This is a genomic window from Stenotrophomonas sp. GSD10, assembly GCF_056172695.1.
Genome location: NZ_JAOCMC010000002.1, coordinates 4,283,265 through 4,300,757 on the forward strand (window position 1 = coordinate 4,283,265; position 17,493 = coordinate 4,300,757).

Below are 17,493 nucleotides of genomic sequence, written 5' to 3' on the forward strand. Positions count from 1 at the left end.
CATGGCTCGGCTCTACAGAGACGTGGCTTACAACGCGCTCTGCGGGCGCACCTTCAGCACCGCATTCTCGGTGGTGCAGTCACGGCTGGAATGCAGGCCGGCCTTGCGTGCGGCGGCGATTTCCCTGCGCGCGGCCAGCAGGTCCTTGTTGAACGCGGCGTTGTCGTGCAGGCGGGCCACGGCGGCGGCGCCCATGAAGCGGCCTTCCAGGATGTCGCTCTGCCAGTGCACGTTGCACACCAGGCGGCTCTCGCCGTAGTTGCGGCCGCGGGCCTGGATGGCATCGGCACGGTCCGGTGCGATCTCCGACAGGATCAGCGCCCAGGCCCAGCCGATCGAGGTATGGCCGGACGGGTAGGAGCCGTTCTTGCGCAGGCCCTCTTCATCCTTCGGCGAGCAGGTCGGCTCACCATTGACCATGAACGGGCGCGGCCGCTGGTAGTGGTTCTTGGCGGCCTTGGTGGCGGCACTGGCGTCGATCCGACTGCGCTCCAGCAGGCGGTACAGCGCCGGCGTCTTCACCGCGTCGACGTCGATATCGGCGGCGCAGGAGAAGTGGTTGGCGCCTTCCGGGAAGCCAAGTTCGGCATCGACGCCGGCCTGGGCGAAGCGCGGGCTGCCCCGCAGTGCACGGGCCTCACGGCTGACCTGTTCGTCCAGGGCGAGGGCGGCCGAACCGGCAGCCGGCGGCGCCGGCACCAGATCGAGGCTGGCCGGAACCGCATCCTTGTCCAGATAGCCGACCGCCTTGGTGGTGATGTTGGCTTCGACGGCGGTCGGCTTGGCGGCGGTGGCGGCACAACCGGCCAGGGCCACGGCCACGGCAAGGCCGAGCAGCGGGCGGGCAGGGTGGGAAATCAGCGACATGGTCAGGCTCTGGGCAGAAAACACCGCGGCATGATCGCAGCCTGCACAAGACACTGCAGTGGCCATCGGTCATACGTCCAGACCCGGCATGGTCATCGGACCGATACCCGAACCGTCATCGCCTGTTGTCAATCTCCTGAATCCGGGCGCAGCGCACGGACTTTCACATGCCTGCGCCGCGAGCATCGGCGCAACGGCGAGCGCCAGCGCTGTCCAGTTCCAGCCGGGTCGGGGGGATCCGCTGACAGAGGGAGAGAAGCGATGCGCAGCACCGCAACAGGAAGTACCGTCCTGGCCCTGCTTCTGGGGCTGGCAACCGCCCCGGCACAGGCCGCCGACGTGGTCGGCGTGGCCTTCGTGCATGGCACCGGCGCGCAGACCAATGCCACCCAGGACTACTGGCAACCGGCCATCATCGACACCGTGCGCCAGGGCCTGCCGAACAGCAGCAACTACGTGGTCATCAACTGTGACTTCACCCAGTACATGTGGAAGCCGGAAGCCGCCGGCTGCCTGGCCAACCAGCTGACCGGCTTCATCGACAGCCGCGGCATCACCCAGCTGGTGGTGATCACCCATTCCAACGGCGGCAACGTGGTGCGCTGGATCCTGTCCAACCCGACCTACGACAGCCGCTATCCGAAGATCATCCGCACGGTGCGCAAGGTCACCGCGCTGGCGCCGTCCTCGGCGGGGACGCCGCTGGCCGATGCCGTGCTCAACGGCAACACCTTTGAAACGTCGCTGGGCTGGCTGCTGGGCTACAAGAACGACGCCGTGCGCCAGCAGCAGGTGGCCAGCATGGCCACCTACAACGCGCAGAACCTGTATGGCACCGCAGGCCGCCCGGCACTGCCCAAACCGTTCCGTGCGGTGGTCGGCAGCGACGTGGAATCGGCGGTGTGGGACAGCAACAGCTACTGCGGGGGTTATGCCGCCAATGTCGGCCTGGAGTTCACCCAGAACTGGCTGTCGTCCTGCTCCGACGGCTTCCTGGAGTGCAGCAGCCAGAAGGCCGCCGGCACCACCTGGTTCACCGACACGCAGCGCACCCAGGGGCAGAGCCGCTCAGCCACAACCAGAGCCGTCGCGAGTGCTTCGGCCTCGGCACGATCCTGCGCAACGACCTGACCCAGTGAGGGAGACGACCATGACGATCCATTCCACCCTGCTGGCCAGCGCGGTGCTGGCGGTGCTGTCCCTCACCACAGCGCAGGCTGCGCAGCCGTTGAATGCCGCACGTGCCGGCGATCAGGTGCCCGCTGCGCTGGTCGCCGCGCCGTTGCCGGCCGATGAAAGCGAACACGCGCCGCTGGCCTTTGCCTGGGCGCTGGACCCGGCGCAATCGCTGCAGGCCGCCACGCCGTATGCCCCGGTCAGCCGCAGCTACTGGCAGCAGGTCGATGGCGCGCAGCTGCAACGCGGCCTGGAGCTGCCGCTGACCGCTGCCGATGCGGTGATCCAGCTGAGTCCTGCTGCCGGCGCGCGTGCCCTGCCGGCCGATGCGCTGCAGGTGCGCGATGCCGCCGGCCGCAGCAGCGTGGCGCGCAGTGTCGATGCACGCGCGCTGCAGGCTGCCGGCATGCCGGTGAGCGATGGCAGCAGCATGCTACGCACCGGCGCGAGCAGTGCGGTGGGTGCCTACACGCTGCAGAGCGCACAGGCGCAGGGCCGCTACGTGGTGCAGGTGCTGGAGCCGAACAGCCCGCTGCGGCTGGAGGTGCAGGCCAGCCAGGCGCAGGTGCTGGCCGGTGGCAACCTGCAGCTGCAGGCTCGCCTGCTGGAGGACGGCGCAACGACTACGCAGCTGGCCTCGCGTCGCGGCAGCCTGGGCGGCGAAGCGCTGCTGGTCGCACCGGATGGCCGCAGCTGGCCGCAGCGGCTGCTGCGCACCACCGATGGCGCGCTGCGCGCACAGGTGCGGATCCCGGCCGATGCCGGCACCGTGCAGGGCCTGTGGGAACTGCAGGTGTTCGCCCAGGCCGATGGCGTGCTGCGCGACGGCAAGGTGGCCTTCGCGGTGGCACGGCCGACCGCACGCTTCAGTGGTCAGGCGGCACCGGATCCGGCCAGCCGCCGGGTGGCGCTGCCGGTGCAGGTGGCTACGGCCGGCCGTTACGAGGCACGCGGCACGCTGTATGCCACGGGCCGCGATGGCCAGCTGAAGCCGGTCGCGCAGGCGCATGCGGCGGCCTGGTTCGATGGCCCGGGCGTCGGCCAGCTGGTGCTGCCGTTCGATCAGGCCGCACTGCCGGCCGGCTTCGGTGCACCGTATGAGCTGCGCGATCTGCAGCTGCAGGATCAGAGCCGGATGGCACCGATCGAATCGCGCGCGCTGGCGTTGCGATTCTGAGGCCGGGTGCAGCGGGCCGAAACCCGGCCCGCTGCACCGACAACATGACGGGACGGCCTGCCGGGGGGTAGAGTCGACTGTTAGTCGACTATCGCGCGCAGCGCGGGATTTTTGCGATCCTGGCGAAAGGCAGTCGACTAACAGTCGACTCTACCGCCGTGGGTCTCCCGGACCCGCCGGTTTCCGAGCCCGTCGGTTTCCCGAGGGCCTCGCCTCACCCCGCGTAGGCGGTCAGCCGTCCTTCCTGCTCGCACACGGTGATGGCCCCGCCGAATACCGCCGACAGCGGTTCGTTGCGCAACAGCTCGGCGCGGGTGCCATCAGCCAGTACGCGACCGTCGCGCAGCAGCACCACACGCTCGATCTCAGGAATGATTTCTTCGATGTGGTGGGTCACCAGCACCAGGGTGATGCCCTGCTGGGCCAGCACGCGCATGGTCGCCACCAGCTGCTCGCGGGCGACCAGATCCAGACCGGTGGAGGGCTCGTCCAGCAGCAGTGCCTGCGGCCGGTTGACCAGCGCGCGCGCGATCAGCACGCGGCGGGTCTCGCCGGCCGACAGCTCGGCGTAGGCGCGTTCGCGCAGCGCCAGTGCACCGGTCATCGCCAGCGTCTCGACCACGCGCGCGCGCATGTCGGTGGTCACCTCGCGGAAAGCCGGTACCACATAGCTGGCGAAGAAGCCGGACAGCACCGCCTGTTCCACGGTCAGCCCCGGCATGTCGGCCAGGTTGCTGCTGAGGTCACCGGTGACGATGCCCAGCTGCGAGCGCAGCCGGTCCACCTGCCAGCGGTTCTGGCCCAGCACCTTCACCGCCACCGCGCCGTCGCCCTGGGCCAGCGGGTACAGCTCGCGGGTGATCAGCTTGATGAAGGTCGACTTGCCGCAGCCGTTGGGGCCGAGCAGGGCAGTGTGCTGGCCCTGTGCGATGCGCAGGCTCAGCCCGTGCAGCACCTTCACCTGGCCGCGCACCACGGTGGCACGGTCCAGTTCGATCAAGGGAGGCAGCTCCGCCGGTGACGAGGCGGCGACGACGGCGCTGGCGCGTGGATCAAGGCTCGACAACTCAGGTCCCCAACTGTGAACGGTGCCACGGAAGGCGGTGGCAATCACCGCCGCAGGGATGCAGTTTGCAACGCAAGCGCCCATCATGTCTGCCATCACCGCGTCGATCCGGAGAGCCGCCATGCCTGATGCCCTGATGTCCCTGTTGACCGGTGGTGTGCTCGGCCTGGGGTGGTGGGCCATGCTGGCCGTGCTGCTGGTGTTCACCCAGATCACCATCTTCTCGGTGACCCTGTACCTGCACCGCAGCCAGGCTCATCGCGGCGTCGATTTCCACCCGGCGCTGGCCCATGTGTTCCGCTTCTGGCTGTGGCTGACCACCTCGATGATCACCCGCGAGTGGGTGGCCATCCATCGCAAGCACCACGCCAAGGTGGAGACCGAGGACGACCCGCACAGCCCGGTCACCCGCGGCATCGGCACCGTGTTCTGGCGCGGCGTGGAGCTGTACCGCGAGGCGCGCGGGATGCGCGCGGACATCGAGCAGTACGGGCGCGGTACCCCGGACGATGCGATCGAGCGCCATCTGTATACCCCGCACGCCACGCTGGGCCCGGTGCTGCTGCTGGCGATCAACAGCGTGCTGTTCGGCCTGCCCGGCGTGGCCCTGTGGGCGATCCAGATGGCGTGGATCCCGTTCTGGGCGGCCGGCGTGGTCAATGGCCTGGGCCACTGGTGGGGGTACCGCAACTACGAATCGGCCGATACCTCCACCAACCTCACGCCGTGGGGGTTCTGGATCGGTGGCGAGGAGCTGCACAACAACCACCATGCCTTCCCCAGTTCAGCGCGCTTTGCGATGCGGCGCTGGGAGTTCGACATCGGCTGGAGTGCGATCCGCCTGCTGCAGGCGCTGCGCCTGGCCAGGGTGCTGCGCGTGGCCCCGGCCATGGACGTGCGCCCGAACATCGCCGTGCCCGATGCCGAGACCCTGAAGGCGCTGCTGTCGCACCGCTTCCAGGCGATGACCGACTACCAGCGCAACGTGTTCATGCCGGCCCTGCGCGAGGAGGCTGCGCAGGCCGGGGCCAAGCTGCGGCGCCTGCTGCCGCGCCGCCTGCGCCGTGGCCTGGTCAACGATGGCCGCTGGCTGAAACCGGATGGCCGCGCCCAGCTCAGCGAATGGGTGGCGCAACGGCCGCGCATCCGCACCCTGGTCGAATACCGCGGGCGGCTGGCCACACTGCTGGAGGCGCGCGGCCACGATGCGGCCGAGCGCCTGCGCCAGCTGCAGGCCTGGTGCCATGAAGCCGAGGAAAGCGGCATCGCGGCATTGCAGGCCTATGCGGCGCGTTTGAAGGGCTACCGCCTGGTGGGCGCGTGAGGGCAGGGTACGGACTTCTGCTGGCGGCGCTGCTGCCCAGCGCGGCGCTGGCCCAGGTTACCGACACCGCCAGCTACCTGCAGCGGATGGACAGCGACGGCGACGGGAAGGTCAGCGAGGCCGAGTACGTGCAGTGGATGCTGTATGCCTTCGACCGCATGGACCGCAACGGCGATGGCGTGCTGAGTGCCGAGGAGCTGCCCGGCGGCAAGGGCAGGGCGATCAGCCGTGAACAGCAGCGCCAGGTGATCAAGCAGCGCTTCCACAGGCAGGACGCCAGCGGCGATGGCTTCCTCGATGCGCGCGAGCTGGCCGCGCCGCCGCGCTGACGCTGCACCGTCGCCGGGCCATGCCCGGCGTAGAATCGGCGCATGCCTGAACTGCCCGAAGTCGAAACCACCCGCCGCGGCCTGGCGCCGCACCTGCAGGGCCGTCGCGTGCATGGGGTGATCCTGCGCCGGGCCGACCTGCGCTGGCCGATTCCGCCGGAAGTGGCCGAGCTGCTTCCGGGGCAGCGCATCGAGGACATCCGTCGCCGCGCCAAGTACCTGCTGCTGGATACCGCCCTCGGCAGCGCGGTGCTGCACCTGGGGATGTCCGGCAGCCTGCGCGTGCTGCCCGGCGATACCCCGCTGCGCGCCCACGACCATGTGGATATCAGCCTGGACAACGGTCGCCTGCTGCGCTTCAACGACCCGCGCCGCTTCGGCAGCCTGCTCTGGCAGCCGGCCGGCGAGATCCACCCGCTGCTGCAGGGCCTGGGCCCGGAGCCGCTGGACGATGCCTTTGACGGCGACTACCTGTTTGCCCGCAGCCGTGGCCGCAGCGCGCCGGTGAAGACCTTCCTGATGGACCAGGCGGTGGTGGTGGGCGTGGGCAACATCTACGCCGCCGAAAGCCTGTTCAAGGCCGGCATCAGCCCGCTGCGCGAGGCCGGGAAGATCTCGCGCGAGCGCTACCGGCGCCTGGCCGATGCAGTGAAGGAGATCCTCGGCTACGCGATCACCCGTGGCGGCACCACCCTGCGCGACTTCATCAGCCCCGACGGCGCGCCGGGCTACTTCGAGCAGGAGCTGCTGGTCTATGGCCGCGACGGGCTGCCGTGCCCGAGCTGTGGGCGCGCGCTCAAGCACGCCACCATCGGCCAGCGCGCCAGCGTCTGGTGCAGCCACTGCCAGCGTTGAGCCGGGCGGCCAGCGGCAGCTGAACGGGCAGGGCGCGTCTCCGCTGCCCGTTAACGTTTGTCTGCCTATCATGGCCGACCTTCCTTCTGTGCCTGACGCGCCTGCATGCAACGACGCGACTTCATCCGCAATGCCTCCCTCGCCCTGGCTGCATTCGGCCTGCCGTCCCTGCCCGCATGCGCGGCCAGCAAGAGCGGCCAGATGGGCCTGCGCCGCCTCGGCCAGCCGCAGCCGTTCGACTTCGCCACGCTGAAGGGCCAGGCGCGCGCGCTGGCGCAGGCGCCCTACAAGAGCCACAAGCGCGTGCTGCCGGGGCGACTGGAAGGGCTGGACTGGGACCAGTACCAGTCGATCGGCTACCGCCAGGACCACGCCCTGTGGGCTGACCAGCCGGGCAAGTTCCAGGCCAAGTTCTTCCACCTCGGCCTGTACTTCCACTCGCCGGTGCGCATGTTCGATGTGGTCGACGGCAAGGCGCAGGAGCTGGCCTATGACGGCGCGGCATTCAACTACGGCAAGAGCGGCATCAAGGATGGCGAGCTGCCGGCCGATCTGGGCTTCGCCGGGTTCCGCCTGAACACCCGCAAGGACACCGACCGCGATTTTGCTGCCTTCCTCGGCGCCAGCTACTTCCGTGCGGTCGGCAAGGAAGGCCAGTACGGCCAGTCGGCGCGCGGCCTGGCAATCGACACCGGCATGGGCAAGCCGGAGGAATTCCCCGATTTCATCGCCTATTACCTGGAGCAGCCGTCAGCCGATTCGGAGACGATCGTGGTCTATGGTCTGCTGGATTCGCCCAGCGTGGCCGGCGCCTATCGCTTTGCGATCACCAACGGCGACGTGCTGCTGATGGATATCGACAGCGCGCTGTACCCGCGCAAGGCGATCGAGCGCCTCGGCATCGCACCGTGCACCAGCATGTACCAGGTGGGCGAGAACGACCGCCGCATGGGCTGGGACTGGCGCCCGGAGATCCACGATACCGATGGCCTGTCACTGTGGACCGGTGCCGGCGAGTGGATCTGGCGCCCGCTGCTGAACCCACGCAATCTGCGCTTCAACATGTTCGTGGATCGCAACCCGCGCGGCTTCGGCCTGCTGCAGCGTGACCGCAACTTCGACCATTACCAGGACGACGGCGTGTTCTACGAGAAGCGCCCGTGCCTGTGGGTGGAACCGAAGGGCGAGTGGGGTGAGGGCTCGGTGCAGCTGGTGGAGATTCCCACCGTGGACGAGACCTTCGACAACATCGTCGCCTTCTGGAACCCCAAGGAAAAACCGCAGCCCGGCCAGGAGCTGCTGGTGGGTTACCGCCTGTACTGGGGTGCCGAACCGCCGGCACGTCCGCCGCTGGCGCACTGCGTGGCCAGCCGCACCGGGCTGGGTGGCATCATCGGCAAGAAGCGCGAGTACTTCAGCTGGCGCTTTGCGGTCGATTTCGAAGGCGGCGAACTGGCCGCGTTGATCGACAAGGCCGAGGTGGAGGCGGTGGTGGAAACCAGCCGTGGCCGGATCGAAATCGTGTCGGCGCGCCCGCTGCGCGAGATCAATGGCTACCGTGCGATGTTCGACCTGGTGCCACCGGAAGGCAGCACCGAGCAGATCGATATCCGACTGTTCCTGCGCAGCGGCGGCAAGACTCTTACCGAGACCTGGCTGTACCAGTACACCCCGCCGCCGGCGGGCGCGCCGGAGCGTACGTTGTACTAAGAGGGGGAGGTTTGCAGGGCTTGCAGCCCTGCACCTGCCGAAGCCAGAGCAACGTCAACGTCAAATGCCTGCATTCCGTGGGATGGCGGGATGGGTCCGGTGGTGGGAGACGCCGTAAACCCGTCCATGGGGGCTTGGCCGCGGCATCCATGCCGCGGACACTCCCGCCACCGGACCCACCCCGCCTTCGACAGATTGCCGCGATCTGTTGGAACTGCTCATGGGGTCAGATCCGTTTTCCGAAGGAAAACGGATCTGACCCAGAAATTCATTCAATGCCTGACAGATGTGTCGACCAAGGTCGACACCTACCAACAGCCGCGGGAATCTGTCAGAGGTGGGGCGGTGTCGGAGCGCGGGGTGTCAGCCCCCGCCAACCCACGGAATCCATGCTGTTGCTGTTGAGGTTGCCGGCCAGCGGCCGGCACTACCGTGGGTGCAGGGCTTGCAGCCCTGCAAAGAACACCCTTACAACGGCAGGGGTGCCTGCATCGGCTCGATCCGCCCTTCGCCACGGGTGATCTTCTTGAACTCGGCACGGCTGACCGATACGTAGCGGTCGTTGCCACCGATTTCCACCTGAGGGCCGTCCTGCACCGCGTGGCCGTGCTCGTCCACGCGCACGGTCATCGTCGCCTTCTTGCCGCTGTGGCAGATCGTCTTGATCTCCTGCATCTCGTCGGCCCAGGCCAGCAGGTACTGGCTGCCTTCGAACAGTTCGCCGCGGAAGTCGGTGCGCAGCCCGTAGCACAGCACCGGAATGCGCAGCTGGTCGACCACCTCGCTGAGCTGCCAGACCTGGGCACGGGTCAGGAACTGCGCCTCGTCCACCAGCACGCAGCCCATCGGCCCGTTCGCGGCCAGGTCCTGTTCCACCCAGTGCTGCAGGTCGGTGTCGCGGTCGAAGGCCATGCCGTCGGCGCGCAGCCCGATGCGCGAGGCGACCACGCCGGCCCCGGCGCGATCATCCAGGCGCGGGGTCAGGATCGCCACCCGCATGCCGCGCTCGCGGTAGTTGTGCGCGCTCTGCAGCAGCGTGGTGGTCTTGCCGGCGTTCATCGCCGAATAGTAGAAATAGAGCTTGGCCATCGGCCAATTCTAGTCGCCCCCGGCTCGCCGTCGCGGACCACGGCCGGTACCCCGACGTCGACCTGGGGCGTCCGTGCCGGCCGCCAGTAGTTGTCCTGCAGGCACCAGTAGTCGGCGGCGCGCCAGTAGCGGTCGTCGTAGACGATGCTTCCCGGTGTGCGGATATCCGCCTCGCTGCCACGGCGCTGAACCACGACCAGGCCTGAACTCACATAGCCGACACGGCTGCCGGTGATCCGCTGGCGCCCGTCACGCAGCGCCTGTTCCATGCGCGGCTTGGCCACGCGGTCGCCGTAGTCGGCATACACCTGCTGCCCGCGCGCGATCGCCTGCGCCTGCTGCGACGGGTCCAGCCGCGCCCAGTAGTGTTCACGCAGCAGCAGGAAGTCGTGGTACATGCGCTCGGCGGCCAGGTCCATCCACACGTAGGCCATCACCGGGTCGGCGGCGGTGCCGCTGCCCTGCTGGTACATGCGCGCCACCATCGCCTGCGAGAACTTGTCGGCATAGCGTGCCGAACGCCGGTAGTACTCCAGTGCCCTGGCCGGTTGCCGGTCGCGCTCGGCGCGCTGTGCCAGGCTGCGCCAGTACAGATCCGGGTGGGCGTCGAAGAAGCCGCCGGTGAGTACCGTGTCCGGGATCGGGCGCGGCTCCTCCAGCGGGCAATCGGACGCGCCGGCGGTGGTGGTGATGGACACGATCAGCACCAGGACCGGTGCAATGCGAAATCCCTTCATGGATTCCCTCCCTGCGGGCCATGGCCCGCAAACGCATGTCAGCGCGCCGGATCTTCGACGGTGCGCAACGGACCGACCTCGACGCTCTGGCTGCGGCTGCCGTGCTGCCAGATCTGGTCCTGCAGGCACCAGTACGCGGCCGGATCCCAGTACGCATCGCGGTAATAGTCGTCGCCGCTGACCGGGCGATCGGCCTCCGGTCCTTCGCCAAGGGCCAACCGCAGCCCCGGATTGACGAAGCCGGTACGGCTGCCGGTCATGCTGTTGCGCGCCGTGCGCAGCACGGTTTCCATGCGCGGCTTGGCCACCGCATCGCCGTAGCGTGCGTACAGCGCGGGGCCTTCGGCCAATACGCGCTGCTGTTGTGCGGCGTCCAGGCGCTGCCAATAGCGCTCGCGCTCGACCAGCAGGTCGCGGTAGCCACGTTCGGCCGCCAGGTCCATCCAGATGTAGGCCAGTACCGGGTCGGCCGCCGTGCCGGTCCCCTCCTGGTACATCCGTGCCACCAGCGCCTGCGAGGGCTTGTCGGCGTACAGGCTGGCGCGCTGGAAGCGGGCCAGTGCCTGTGCCGGCCTGCCGCGCCGCCAGGCGGTCTGGCCCAGGTCGCGCCAGTACAGATCGGGGTGGGCCTGCAGGAAGCCTTCGGTCAGCAGCGCCGGCCGGATCGACGCGACCGGCTGGGTCTGGCAGGCCTGGCCGGGGGCCGCGACCGCCGCCAGCAACAGCACGAACCAGACGGTGGGCCGCCATGGCCGTGCGAAGAGGATCGGTGACATGGACCACGCTCCTGTGTTCCGGTGCCGATTCAATACCTTACGTTTCCCGAGCACGCAAGTCAGGTGGGTCCGCCAGCACCCCGCTACAATCCTGTCCCCATGCACGGTCTGAATCCTCCCCAAGCTGCCGCTGTCCTGCACATCGAAGGACCGCTGCTGGTGCTCGCCGGCGCCGGCAGCGGCAAGACGCGCGTGATCGTGGAAAAGATCGCCCACCTGATCGGCAGTGGCCGCTATCCGGCGCGCCGCATCGCAGCGATCACCTTCACCAACAAGTCGGCCAAGGAAATGCGCGAGCGCGTGGCCAAGCGCCTGCGCGAGCAGGATGCCGACGAGGTGACGATCTGCACCTTCCACGCGCTGGGCCTGAAGTTCCTGCAGATCGAGCACGCTGCGGTGGGCTTGAAGCGGGGCTTCTCGATCTTCGACGCCGACGATGCCGCCGCGCAGATCAAGGACCTGATGTACGGCGCCAAGCCCGATGACATCGAGGACATGAAGAACCTGGTCTCGCGTGCGAAGAACGCCGGCCTGTCGCCCGAACAGGCGATGGCCGCCGCACGCAGCAACCGCGAGAAGGAAGCGGCCAGCGTCTACGAGCGCTACCAGCTGCGCTTGACCGCCTTCAACGCGGTGGATTTCGACGACCTGATCCGCCTGCCGGTGCAGGTGCTGGAAGAAAACCCGGAGATCGCCGTGGCCTGGCGTGAACGCATCGGCTACCTGCTGGTGGACGAATGCCAGGACACCAACGACGCGCAGTACCGCCTGCTCAAGCAGCTGGCCGGTGACAAGGGCAACTTCACCTGCGTGGGTGACGATGACCAGTCGATCTACGCCTGGCGTGGCGCCAACCCGGAAAACCTGCAGCAGATGGGGCGCGACTACCCGGCGCTGGAAATCATCAAGCTGGAGCAGAACTACCGCTGTTCCAACCGCGTGCTGCGCGCGGCCAATGCGCTGATCGCCAACAACCCGCACGAGCACCTGAAGAAGCTGTGGAGCGACCAGGCCGACGGTGAGCGCATCCGCGTGTGGGAGTGCCGCAACAGCGAACACGAGGCGGAAAAGGTCGCCGCCGAAATCGCCTTCGTGGCGCAGTCGCGCAAGGTGCCGTGGAGCGATTTCTGCATCCTGTTCCGTGGCAACTTCCAGTCGCGACCGCTGGAAAAGGCCATGCAGCTGCTGCGCATTCCCTACCACCTGACCGGCGGCACCATGTTCCTGGAGCGCCAGGAAGTGAAGGACACGCTGGCCTGGCTGCGGCTGCTGGTGAACCCGGACGACGACACCGCATTCATGCGTGCGGTGCAGTCGCCCAAGCGCGACGTCGGCGCCGGCACGTTGGCCAAGCTGGCCGAGCTGGCGCAGGAAAAGGACATGCCGATGGCGCAGGCCGCCGAAGCGATCGGCGCCCTGCAGCAGCTGCCACCGCGCGCGGCCAACAGCCTGGCGCGCTTCACCGACATCCTGCGCGACCTGCGCGCGCAGACCCGGCAGGTCAGTTCCGGTGACATGATCCGCAAGGTCGCCAAGGAATCGGGCCTGCTCAGCGAACTGCGCCAGCAGGCCAAGGAAGAAGCCAGCTACCAGCGCCGCGCCAACAACATCGAGGAACTGGCGCAGTGGTTCGAAGGTGGCCCGCGTGGCGCCACCGCCGCCGACCTGGCCGGCCAGCTGGCGCTGCTGTCGCGCAGTGACAAGGACGAGGGTGGCAACCAGGTGCGCATGATGACCATGCACGCCTCCAAGGGCCTGGAATTCCCGTACGTGTTCATCGTCGGCTGCGAGGACGGCGTGCTGCCGCACCAGGTCAGCCTGGATGAGGGCAACCTGCAGGAGGAACGGCGCCTGCTGTACGTGGGCATCACCCGCGCGAAGATCCAGCTGTGGATGAGCTACAGCAAGCTGACGCGCAAGTTCGGCGAGCATGTGCGGTTGAAGCCGAGCCGGTTCTTCGAGGAGATTCCGGCCGAGGAGATCCAGCGCGATGGCGCCGACCCGGTGGCCGATGCAGCGCGGAAGAAGGAGCGCGCCAGCGCGGGGCTGGCCGCGATCGAAGCGCTGTTCGACTAAGGCGCTCCAACGGCGCCGCCCCTCCGTGGTGGGGCGCGCGCGGGTTGCGCGGTGTGGCCGCTCGGGGTGGGTTCGCGGGGGACGCCGTGAACCCGTCCCTGGGGGCTTAGCCGCGCCATCCATGGCGCGGATACCCCCGCGAACCCACCCCGACCGGCCTCTGACGGATTCCGGGCGCCTCCTGCCACGGCAATGCAGAGAAAATCAAAATCAACAGCCGGGCGTTGAGGCAGAATCGGGGTTTCGGCTGGAGGTCTGCGCGTGCATCCCATTGAAAGCGAACGCCTGCGACTGCGCCGCATCGAGCCCGACCGCGACGCGGCGCCGATGCTGGCCCTGCTCAACGATCCCGGCTTCCTGCGCTTCATCGGCGACCGCAACGTGCGCAGTGAGGAACAGGCGCGCGAGTACATCGCGCTGCGGGTGCTGCACAGCTATGCGTTGAACGGGTTCGGCATGTATGCCATCGAGCGCAGGGCCGACGGCGCGTGGCTGGGCAATGCCGGGCTGGTGCGGCGTGATGGACTGCCGGGGCCGGATATCGGCTATGCAGTGCTGTCGGAATTCGCCGGGCAGGGCTATGCCGGTGAAGCGGCGCAGGCGGTGTTGGCGCATGCGCGGGCGGAGCTGGGCATCGAGGATCTGTACGGCATCACCGACCTGGGCAACGTAGCGTCCGGGAAAATCCTGCTGGGCCTGGGCATGCACGAGCGCGGGGTGATCCAGTTGCCGGGCATCGAGAGCGCCAGCCGCCTGTATGCCACGCCAGGGGCGGCAGAGGTCGGGTAGTGCCGGCCGCTGGCCGGCAACCCACCGTTCAGCCGCGCAGTTCGGCCAGCTGCGCCTGCAGTTCGGCCACCGCCGCTTCCAGCTGGGCCACGCGCTCGGCCAGGCCCGGGTCGGCCGCGTCGTTGCCACCACCGCTGCTGGCGTACTTCGCCGCCAGCGCCGCACCATCCACTTCACCGCACAGCAGGTGCATGTAGCGGTCCTCGCGCTGGCCGCTGGCACGCGGCAGCACCACCAGCAGCGCGCGCTGCTGCAGGCGCTCGATGGCGTGGCGGGCCTCGTCGGTATCGGCGAAACGGTGCAGGCGCTCGCTGCGCGAGACCAGCTCGCCCAACGTCTGCGGCCCGCGCAGCGAGCAGCATCGCCAGCAGCACGGTCTGCTGCCGGGTCAGGTCCAGCGCGGCCTGCAGCCGATGTTCGTAGCGGTCGGCACGCGAGGAGAAGTGCTGGCGTGCCAGCCCCAGCGTCTCCAGCTGGCGCAGGGCGTGCTGCACGCTGCCGGCATCGACGTTCATCACCGGCTCGCGGGCGGTCTTCTGGTTGGCCGCCGACTGGGCCGCGTTGACCGTCAGCGGATAGGTATCCGGGGTGGTCGCCTCCTTCTCCACCAGGCAGCCCAGCAGGCGGGCCTGCACGGCATCGAGCAGGGGGACGTCGGGGGTCTGGCTGGAATCGGTCATGGCGGCCTCCGGGAGGGCAACGGGTCAACCGCCAAGCATAGCCGTCCCGGCGTCGCCTTTGCCGGTAAAATGCGCCGGTATATCTGATTGCCGGTGAACCCATGCGTCGTCCCGTTTCCCTGTCCCTGACCCTGCTCGCCACCGCGGCGCTGGGCCTGTCCGCCTGCAAGCGCGTGGAGGCGCCTGCCGCTGAAGCCGCTGCCCCGCAGGCTCCGGCCGCTGCCGCCAAGGCCGATGGCGCGCTTGATGCGAGCGCCAACGACAACCTCAACGCGGTGCTGTGGATGCAGCGCGCGCAGGAGTACAAGGCGATCACTGAGCAGACCTACCGCGCTGCCGCCGACCGCCTCGACGCGGCGCTGAAGGAAGCCCATTGGGACGCGCTGGTGCCGGAAGAACGCGGCAACGAGGCCAAGGGCCTGAAGCCGGCGGTGGTGCTGGACGTGGACGAGACCGTGCTGGACAACTCGCCCTACCAGGCGCGCCTGGTGCGCGATGGCAAGGAATACGATGAACTGAGCTGGGACCAGTGGGTGGCCGAAAAGAAGGCCAAGGCCATTCCCGGCGTGGTCGATTTCGCCAAGGCCGCCAACGCCAAGGGCGTGACCCTGCTGTACATCTCCAACCGTGCCGTGCACCTGAAGGAGGCGACCCTGGCCAACCTGCGCGAGCAGGGCCTGCCGGTGGCCGATGACAGCGTGTTCCTGGGCCTGGGCACCGTCGTTGAAGGCTGCGAGCAGGCCGGCAGCGAGAAGAACTGCCGCCGCCGCCTGGCCGGGCAGAAGTACCGCGTGCTGATGCAGTTCGGCGACCAGCTGGGCGACTTCGTGGAAGTGACCGCCAACACCAACGAAGGCCGCGACGCGCTGCTGCAGCAGTACCACGACTGGTTCGGCGAACGCTGGTGGATGCTGCCGAACCCGACCTACGGCGGCTTCGAGCCGGCCCAGTTCAACAACGACTACAGCCAGTCGCGCCAGGCCCGTCACGACGCCAAGCGCGCCGCGCTGGACTACGCACCGTGAGCCGCGCACCGCTGCCGCTGCGCGATGACGAGCGCCTGATCTTCGCGCTGGACGTGCCCGACCGCGTGCAGGCGCTGGACTGGGTCGACCGTCTCGGCGACAGCGTGGCGTTCTACAAGATCGGCATGGAGCTGCTGGCCTCCGGCGAGTACTTCCAGGTGCTCGATGAGCTGGCCCGTCGCGACAAGCGCGTGTTCGTCGACCTGAAGTTCTTCGACATCCCGGCCACCGCGGCGGCGGTGATCAAGCGCCTGTCGCAGTGGCCGGTCAGCTACGCCACCATCCATGGCTGGCACCCGGCCATGATGGAAGCCTGCGCGGCCGCCAACGGCAGTGACATGCGCCTGCTGGCGGTGACCGTGCTGACCTCGATGGGGCGCCCGGACCTGGCGCAGATGGGCATCGACCGCGAGCCGGTGGACGTGGTGGTCGAGCGTGCGCTGGCCGCCCAGGCCGCCGGCATCGATGGCGTGATTGCGTCAGGCCAGGAAGCCGCTCCGATCCGTGCCGCCACCGGCGCCGGGTTCTCGATCGTCTGCCCGGGCATCCGGCCTGGGGGCCGGTCGGTGATGACCAGAAGCGTACCGTTGGCGTGGCCCAGGCCTTCGCCGATGGTGCCGACGCCATCGTGGTCGGTCGGCCGATCCGCCTGGCCGCCGATCCGCAGGCCGCCGCACGGGCGATCCAACAGGAAATCGCGACGGCTCTGGCTGCCCGCTGAGCCTGCCGGCGACGTTGCGCACAGGGTGACCCCGAACGCCATCCCACCTCGAGCGGGATGGCGTTCGCGTTTGCGCAGACGGTGCTGACGCGTCCGACCCGGGGCGGGGAAACTGTGCGCGGCGTCGCGCCCAACGGCAGGCATGACCTCTATCCATCGACGTACCGGCAAGGACCGCAGCCCTGCCGGTTCCACCCATCGATAGAGGAGTACACGGATATGTATCGCAGCACCTCTTTGTTGCTTGGCGGCCTGCTGGCCACCACCCTGGCCGCGCCCGCCATGGCGGCACCGACACCCCGTGAAGCGCCGCGCATCATTGGCGGCGAGGCGGCAGCGCCGGGCCAGTACCCGTTCATCGTCAGCCTGCAGGGGCGCTTTCTCGGCGACAGCGATCATGCGCGCCATGTCTGCGGCGGCACTCTGATCTCACCGTCGTGGGTGCTGACTGCCGCCCATTGCGTACAGGGCACAGCGCCTGGCGCGCTGGCCGTGCTGGGCGGCACCGCCAACCTGTCCACCGACGCCAGCGCGCGCCCGTCGAACGTCAAGGCGATCCACGCCCACCCGGCGTTCAACAGCGGCAATTCGCTGGAGCACGACGTGGCGCTGATCCAGCTCAGCGCACCGCTGGCCGACGCGCAGCCGGTGGCACTGCGGCTGCGTCCGGATGCCAGCTACCTCAAGCCGGGGCGCGTGTTCACCGTGATCGGCTGGGGGACGACGGAAAGCGGGACCGACGACTACCCCACCCAGCTGCAGACGGTGCAGGTGCCGTTTGTACCTTTTACCGAGTGCCAGCTGGCCTATGCCGGCGATCTGGCGCGCGGCAAGGTGATCTGTGCCGGGCGTGAGGGCATGGACAGCTGCCAGGGCGACTCGGGTGGCCCATTGCTGCTGCGCCTGCGCGATGGCTGGACCCAGTTCGGCATCGTCAGCTGGGGTGAGGGGTGTGCGCTGGCCGGCTATCCCGGCGTTTATGCCCGAATCGCCGAAAAACATGCCGTAGATTTCATCGAGGCGGTCTGGCAGCGCGATTGATTCAATAAAATCAACAAGATACATGGTGTTAGATGAAGTGTTGCCTTAACTTGAA

At 68.4% G+C, this 17,493-nt stretch carries 14 protein-coding genes and 3 pseudogenes; 11 read left to right on the forward strand and 6 right to left on the reverse strand.

Annotated features, from left to right (window positions below; translation table 11 throughout):
- Positions 1 to 27: 27 nt before the first annotated feature.
- Positions 28 to 867: an acid phosphatase gene (locus tag N4G47_RS19925; protein WP_475289724.1), complete on the reverse strand. Its 840-nt coding sequence runs from the start codon at positions 865 to 867 to the stop codon at positions 28 to 30.
- A 261-nt stretch (positions 868 to 1,128) separates the two neighbouring features.
- Here N4G47_RS19925 and N4G47_RS19930 point away from each other — a divergent pair.
- Together N4G47_RS19930 and N4G47_RS19935 are read left to right on the forward strand one after the other, a co-directional pair.
- Positions 1,129 to 2,006: pseudogene (locus N4G47_RS19930) on the forward strand (lipase family protein).
- Positions 2,007 to 2,017: 11 nt separating this feature from the next.
- Positions 2,018 to 3,220: a DUF4785 domain-containing protein gene (locus N4G47_RS19935; protein WP_475289725.1), complete on the forward strand. Its 1,203-nt coding sequence runs from the start codon at positions 2,018 to 2,020 to the stop codon at positions 3,218 to 3,220.
- A gap of 214 nt (positions 3,221 to 3,434) precedes the next feature.
- Here the strand turns inward: N4G47_RS19935 and N4G47_RS19940 are convergent, their stop codons facing one another.
- Entirely contained in the window at positions 3,435 to 4,220 is a 786-nt protein-coding gene (locus N4G47_RS19940; protein WP_475289726.1) for an ABC transporter ATP-binding protein, read from the reverse strand.
- Positions 4,221 to 4,407: 187 nt separating this feature from the next.
- On the opposite strand from N4G47_RS19940, the gene N4G47_RS19945 reads away from it, so the two are divergent.
- The 4 genes from N4G47_RS19945 (at position 4,408) to N4G47_RS19960 (ending at position 8,504) form a co-directional block, all read left to right on the forward strand.
- Positions 4,408 to 5,610, forward strand: a complete 1,203-nt coding sequence (locus N4G47_RS19945; RefSeq protein ID WP_475289727.1) for a DesA family fatty acid desaturase — start codon at positions 4,408 to 4,410, stop codon at positions 5,608 to 5,610.
- A complete protein-coding gene (locus N4G47_RS19950) occupies positions 5,607 to 5,939 on the forward strand; it encodes an EF-hand domain-containing protein (RefSeq protein WP_475289728.1) in 333 nt (110 codons plus the stop codon). Before N4G47_RS19945 ends, N4G47_RS19950 begins: the two co-directional genes overlap by 4 nt.
- A 42-nt stretch (positions 5,940 to 5,981) precedes the next feature.
- Positions 5,982 to 6,794, forward strand: coding sequence for a bifunctional DNA-formamidopyrimidine glycosylase/DNA-(apurinic or apyrimidinic site) lyase (mutM, locus tag N4G47_RS19955; protein WP_475289729.1), 813 nt, complete (start codon positions 5,982 to 5,984; stop codon positions 6,792 to 6,794).
- Between the two features lie 105 nt (positions 6,795 to 6,899).
- On the forward strand, positions 6,900 to 8,504 hold the full coding sequence (locus N4G47_RS19960) for an OpgD/OpgG family glucan biosynthesis protein (protein WP_475289730.1): 1,605 nt from the start codon (positions 6,900 to 6,902) through the stop codon (positions 8,502 to 8,504).
- A gap of 468 nt (positions 8,505 to 8,972) precedes the next feature.
- On the opposite strand, the gene N4G47_RS19965 is transcribed toward N4G47_RS19960, so the two are convergent.
- From N4G47_RS19965 to N4G47_RS19975, 3 genes are read right to left on the reverse strand one after another with little or no spacing between them, the layout of a single operon-like run.
- Positions 8,973 to 9,593, reverse strand: coding sequence for a thymidine kinase (locus N4G47_RS19965; protein ID WP_057498056.1), 621 nt, complete (start codon positions 9,591 to 9,593; stop codon positions 8,973 to 8,975).
- On the reverse strand, positions 9,560 to 10,330 hold the full coding sequence (locus N4G47_RS19970) for a sel1 repeat family protein (protein WP_475289731.1): 771 nt from the start codon (positions 10,328 to 10,330) through the stop codon (positions 9,560 to 9,562). The genes N4G47_RS19965 and N4G47_RS19970 overlap by 34 nt, the downstream gene beginning before the upstream one ends.
- 38 nt (positions 10,331 to 10,368) lie before the next feature.
- Positions 10,369 to 11,106 (reverse strand): hypothetical protein, encoded by a 738-nt coding sequence (locus N4G47_RS19975; RefSeq protein ID WP_475289732.1) that lies wholly within the window; start codon positions 11,104 to 11,106, stop codon positions 10,369 to 10,371.
- Positions 11,107 to 11,205: 99 nt separating this feature from the next.
- On the opposite strand from N4G47_RS19975, the gene N4G47_RS19980 reads away from it, so the two are divergent.
- Entirely contained in the window at positions 11,206 to 13,182 is a 1,977-nt protein-coding gene (locus N4G47_RS19980; protein ID WP_475289733.1) for a UvrD-helicase domain-containing protein, read from the forward strand.
- 261 nt (positions 13,183 to 13,443) lie between these two features.
- Positions 13,444 to 13,971, forward strand: coding sequence for a GNAT family N-acetyltransferase (locus N4G47_RS19985; protein WP_249842345.1), 528 nt, complete (start codon positions 13,444 to 13,446; stop codon positions 13,969 to 13,971).
- Positions 13,972 to 13,999: 28 nt separating this feature from the next.
- Here the strand turns inward: N4G47_RS19985 and N4G47_RS19990 are convergent.
- A pseudogene (locus N4G47_RS19990) lies at positions 14,000 to 14,651 on the reverse strand (YceH family protein).
- A 101-nt stretch (positions 14,652 to 14,752) separates the two neighbouring features.
- On the opposite strand from N4G47_RS19990, the gene N4G47_RS19995 reads away from it, so the two are divergent.
- The 3 genes and pseudogenes from N4G47_RS19995 (at position 14,753) to N4G47_RS20005 (ending at position 17,438) form a co-directional block, all read left to right on the forward strand.
- The gene (locus N4G47_RS19995; RefSeq protein ID WP_475289734.1) at positions 14,753 to 15,676 is read left to right on the forward strand and encodes a 5'-nucleotidase, lipoprotein e(P4) family; all 924 of its coding nucleotides are present in this window, start codon (positions 14,753 to 14,755) and stop codon (positions 15,674 to 15,676) included.
- Positions 15,673 to 16,397 (forward strand): annotated as a pseudogene (gene pyrF / locus N4G47_RS20000) (orotidine-5'-phosphate decarboxylase). Before N4G47_RS19995 ends, pyrF begins: the two are co-directional and overlap by 4 nt.
- 219 nt (positions 16,398 to 16,616) lie before the next feature.
- On the forward strand, positions 16,617 to 17,438 hold the full coding sequence (locus tag N4G47_RS20005) for a S1 family peptidase (protein ID WP_475289735.1): 822 nt from the start codon (positions 16,617 to 16,619) through the stop codon (positions 17,436 to 17,438).
- Positions 17,439 to 17,493: the final 55 nt, after the last annotated feature.

What these genes read in the sequence shown, in the direction of transcription:
- mutM (WP_475289729.1), top strand. Translation starts at nt 5,982, where the DNA reads ATGCCTGAACTGCCCGAAGTCGAAACCACCCGCCGCGGCCTGGCGCCG.
- N4G47_RS19945 (WP_475289727.1), top strand. Translation starts at nt 4,408, where the DNA reads ATGCCTGATGCCCTGATGTCCCTGTTGACCGGTGGTGTGCTCGGCCTG.
- N4G47_RS19975 (WP_475289732.1), bottom strand. Translation starts at nt 11,106, where the DNA reads ATGTCACCGATCCTCTTCGCACGGCCATGGCGGCCCACCGTCTGGTTC.
- N4G47_RS19995 (WP_475289734.1), top strand. Translation starts at nt 14,753, where the DNA reads ATGCGTCGTCCCGTTTCCCTGTCCCTGACCCTGCTCGCCACCGCGGCG.
- N4G47_RS19970 (WP_475289731.1), bottom strand. Translation starts at nt 10,330, where the DNA reads ATGAAGGGATTTCGCATTGCACCGGTCCTGGTGCTGATCGTGTCCATC.
- N4G47_RS19965 (WP_057498056.1), bottom strand. Translation starts at nt 9,593, where the DNA reads ATGGCCAAGCTCTATTTCTACTATTCGGCGATGAACGCCGGCAAGACC.
- N4G47_RS19960 (WP_475289730.1), top strand. Translation starts at nt 6,900, where the DNA reads ATGCAACGACGCGACTTCATCCGCAATGCCTCCCTCGCCCTGGCTGCA.
- N4G47_RS20005 (WP_475289735.1), top strand. Translation starts at nt 16,617, where the DNA reads ATGTATCGCAGCACCTCTTTGTTGCTTGGCGGCCTGCTGGCCACCACC.
- N4G47_RS19925 (WP_475289724.1), bottom strand. Translation starts at nt 867, where the DNA reads ATGTCGCTGATTTCCCACCCTGCCCGCCCGCTGCTCGGCCTTGCCGTG.
- N4G47_RS19980 (WP_475289733.1), top strand. Translation starts at nt 11,206, where the DNA reads ATGCACGGTCTGAATCCTCCCCAAGCTGCCGCTGTCCTGCACATCGAA.
- N4G47_RS19935 (WP_475289725.1), top strand. Translation starts at nt 2,018, where the DNA reads ATGACGATCCATTCCACCCTGCTGGCCAGCGCGGTGCTGGCGGTGCTG.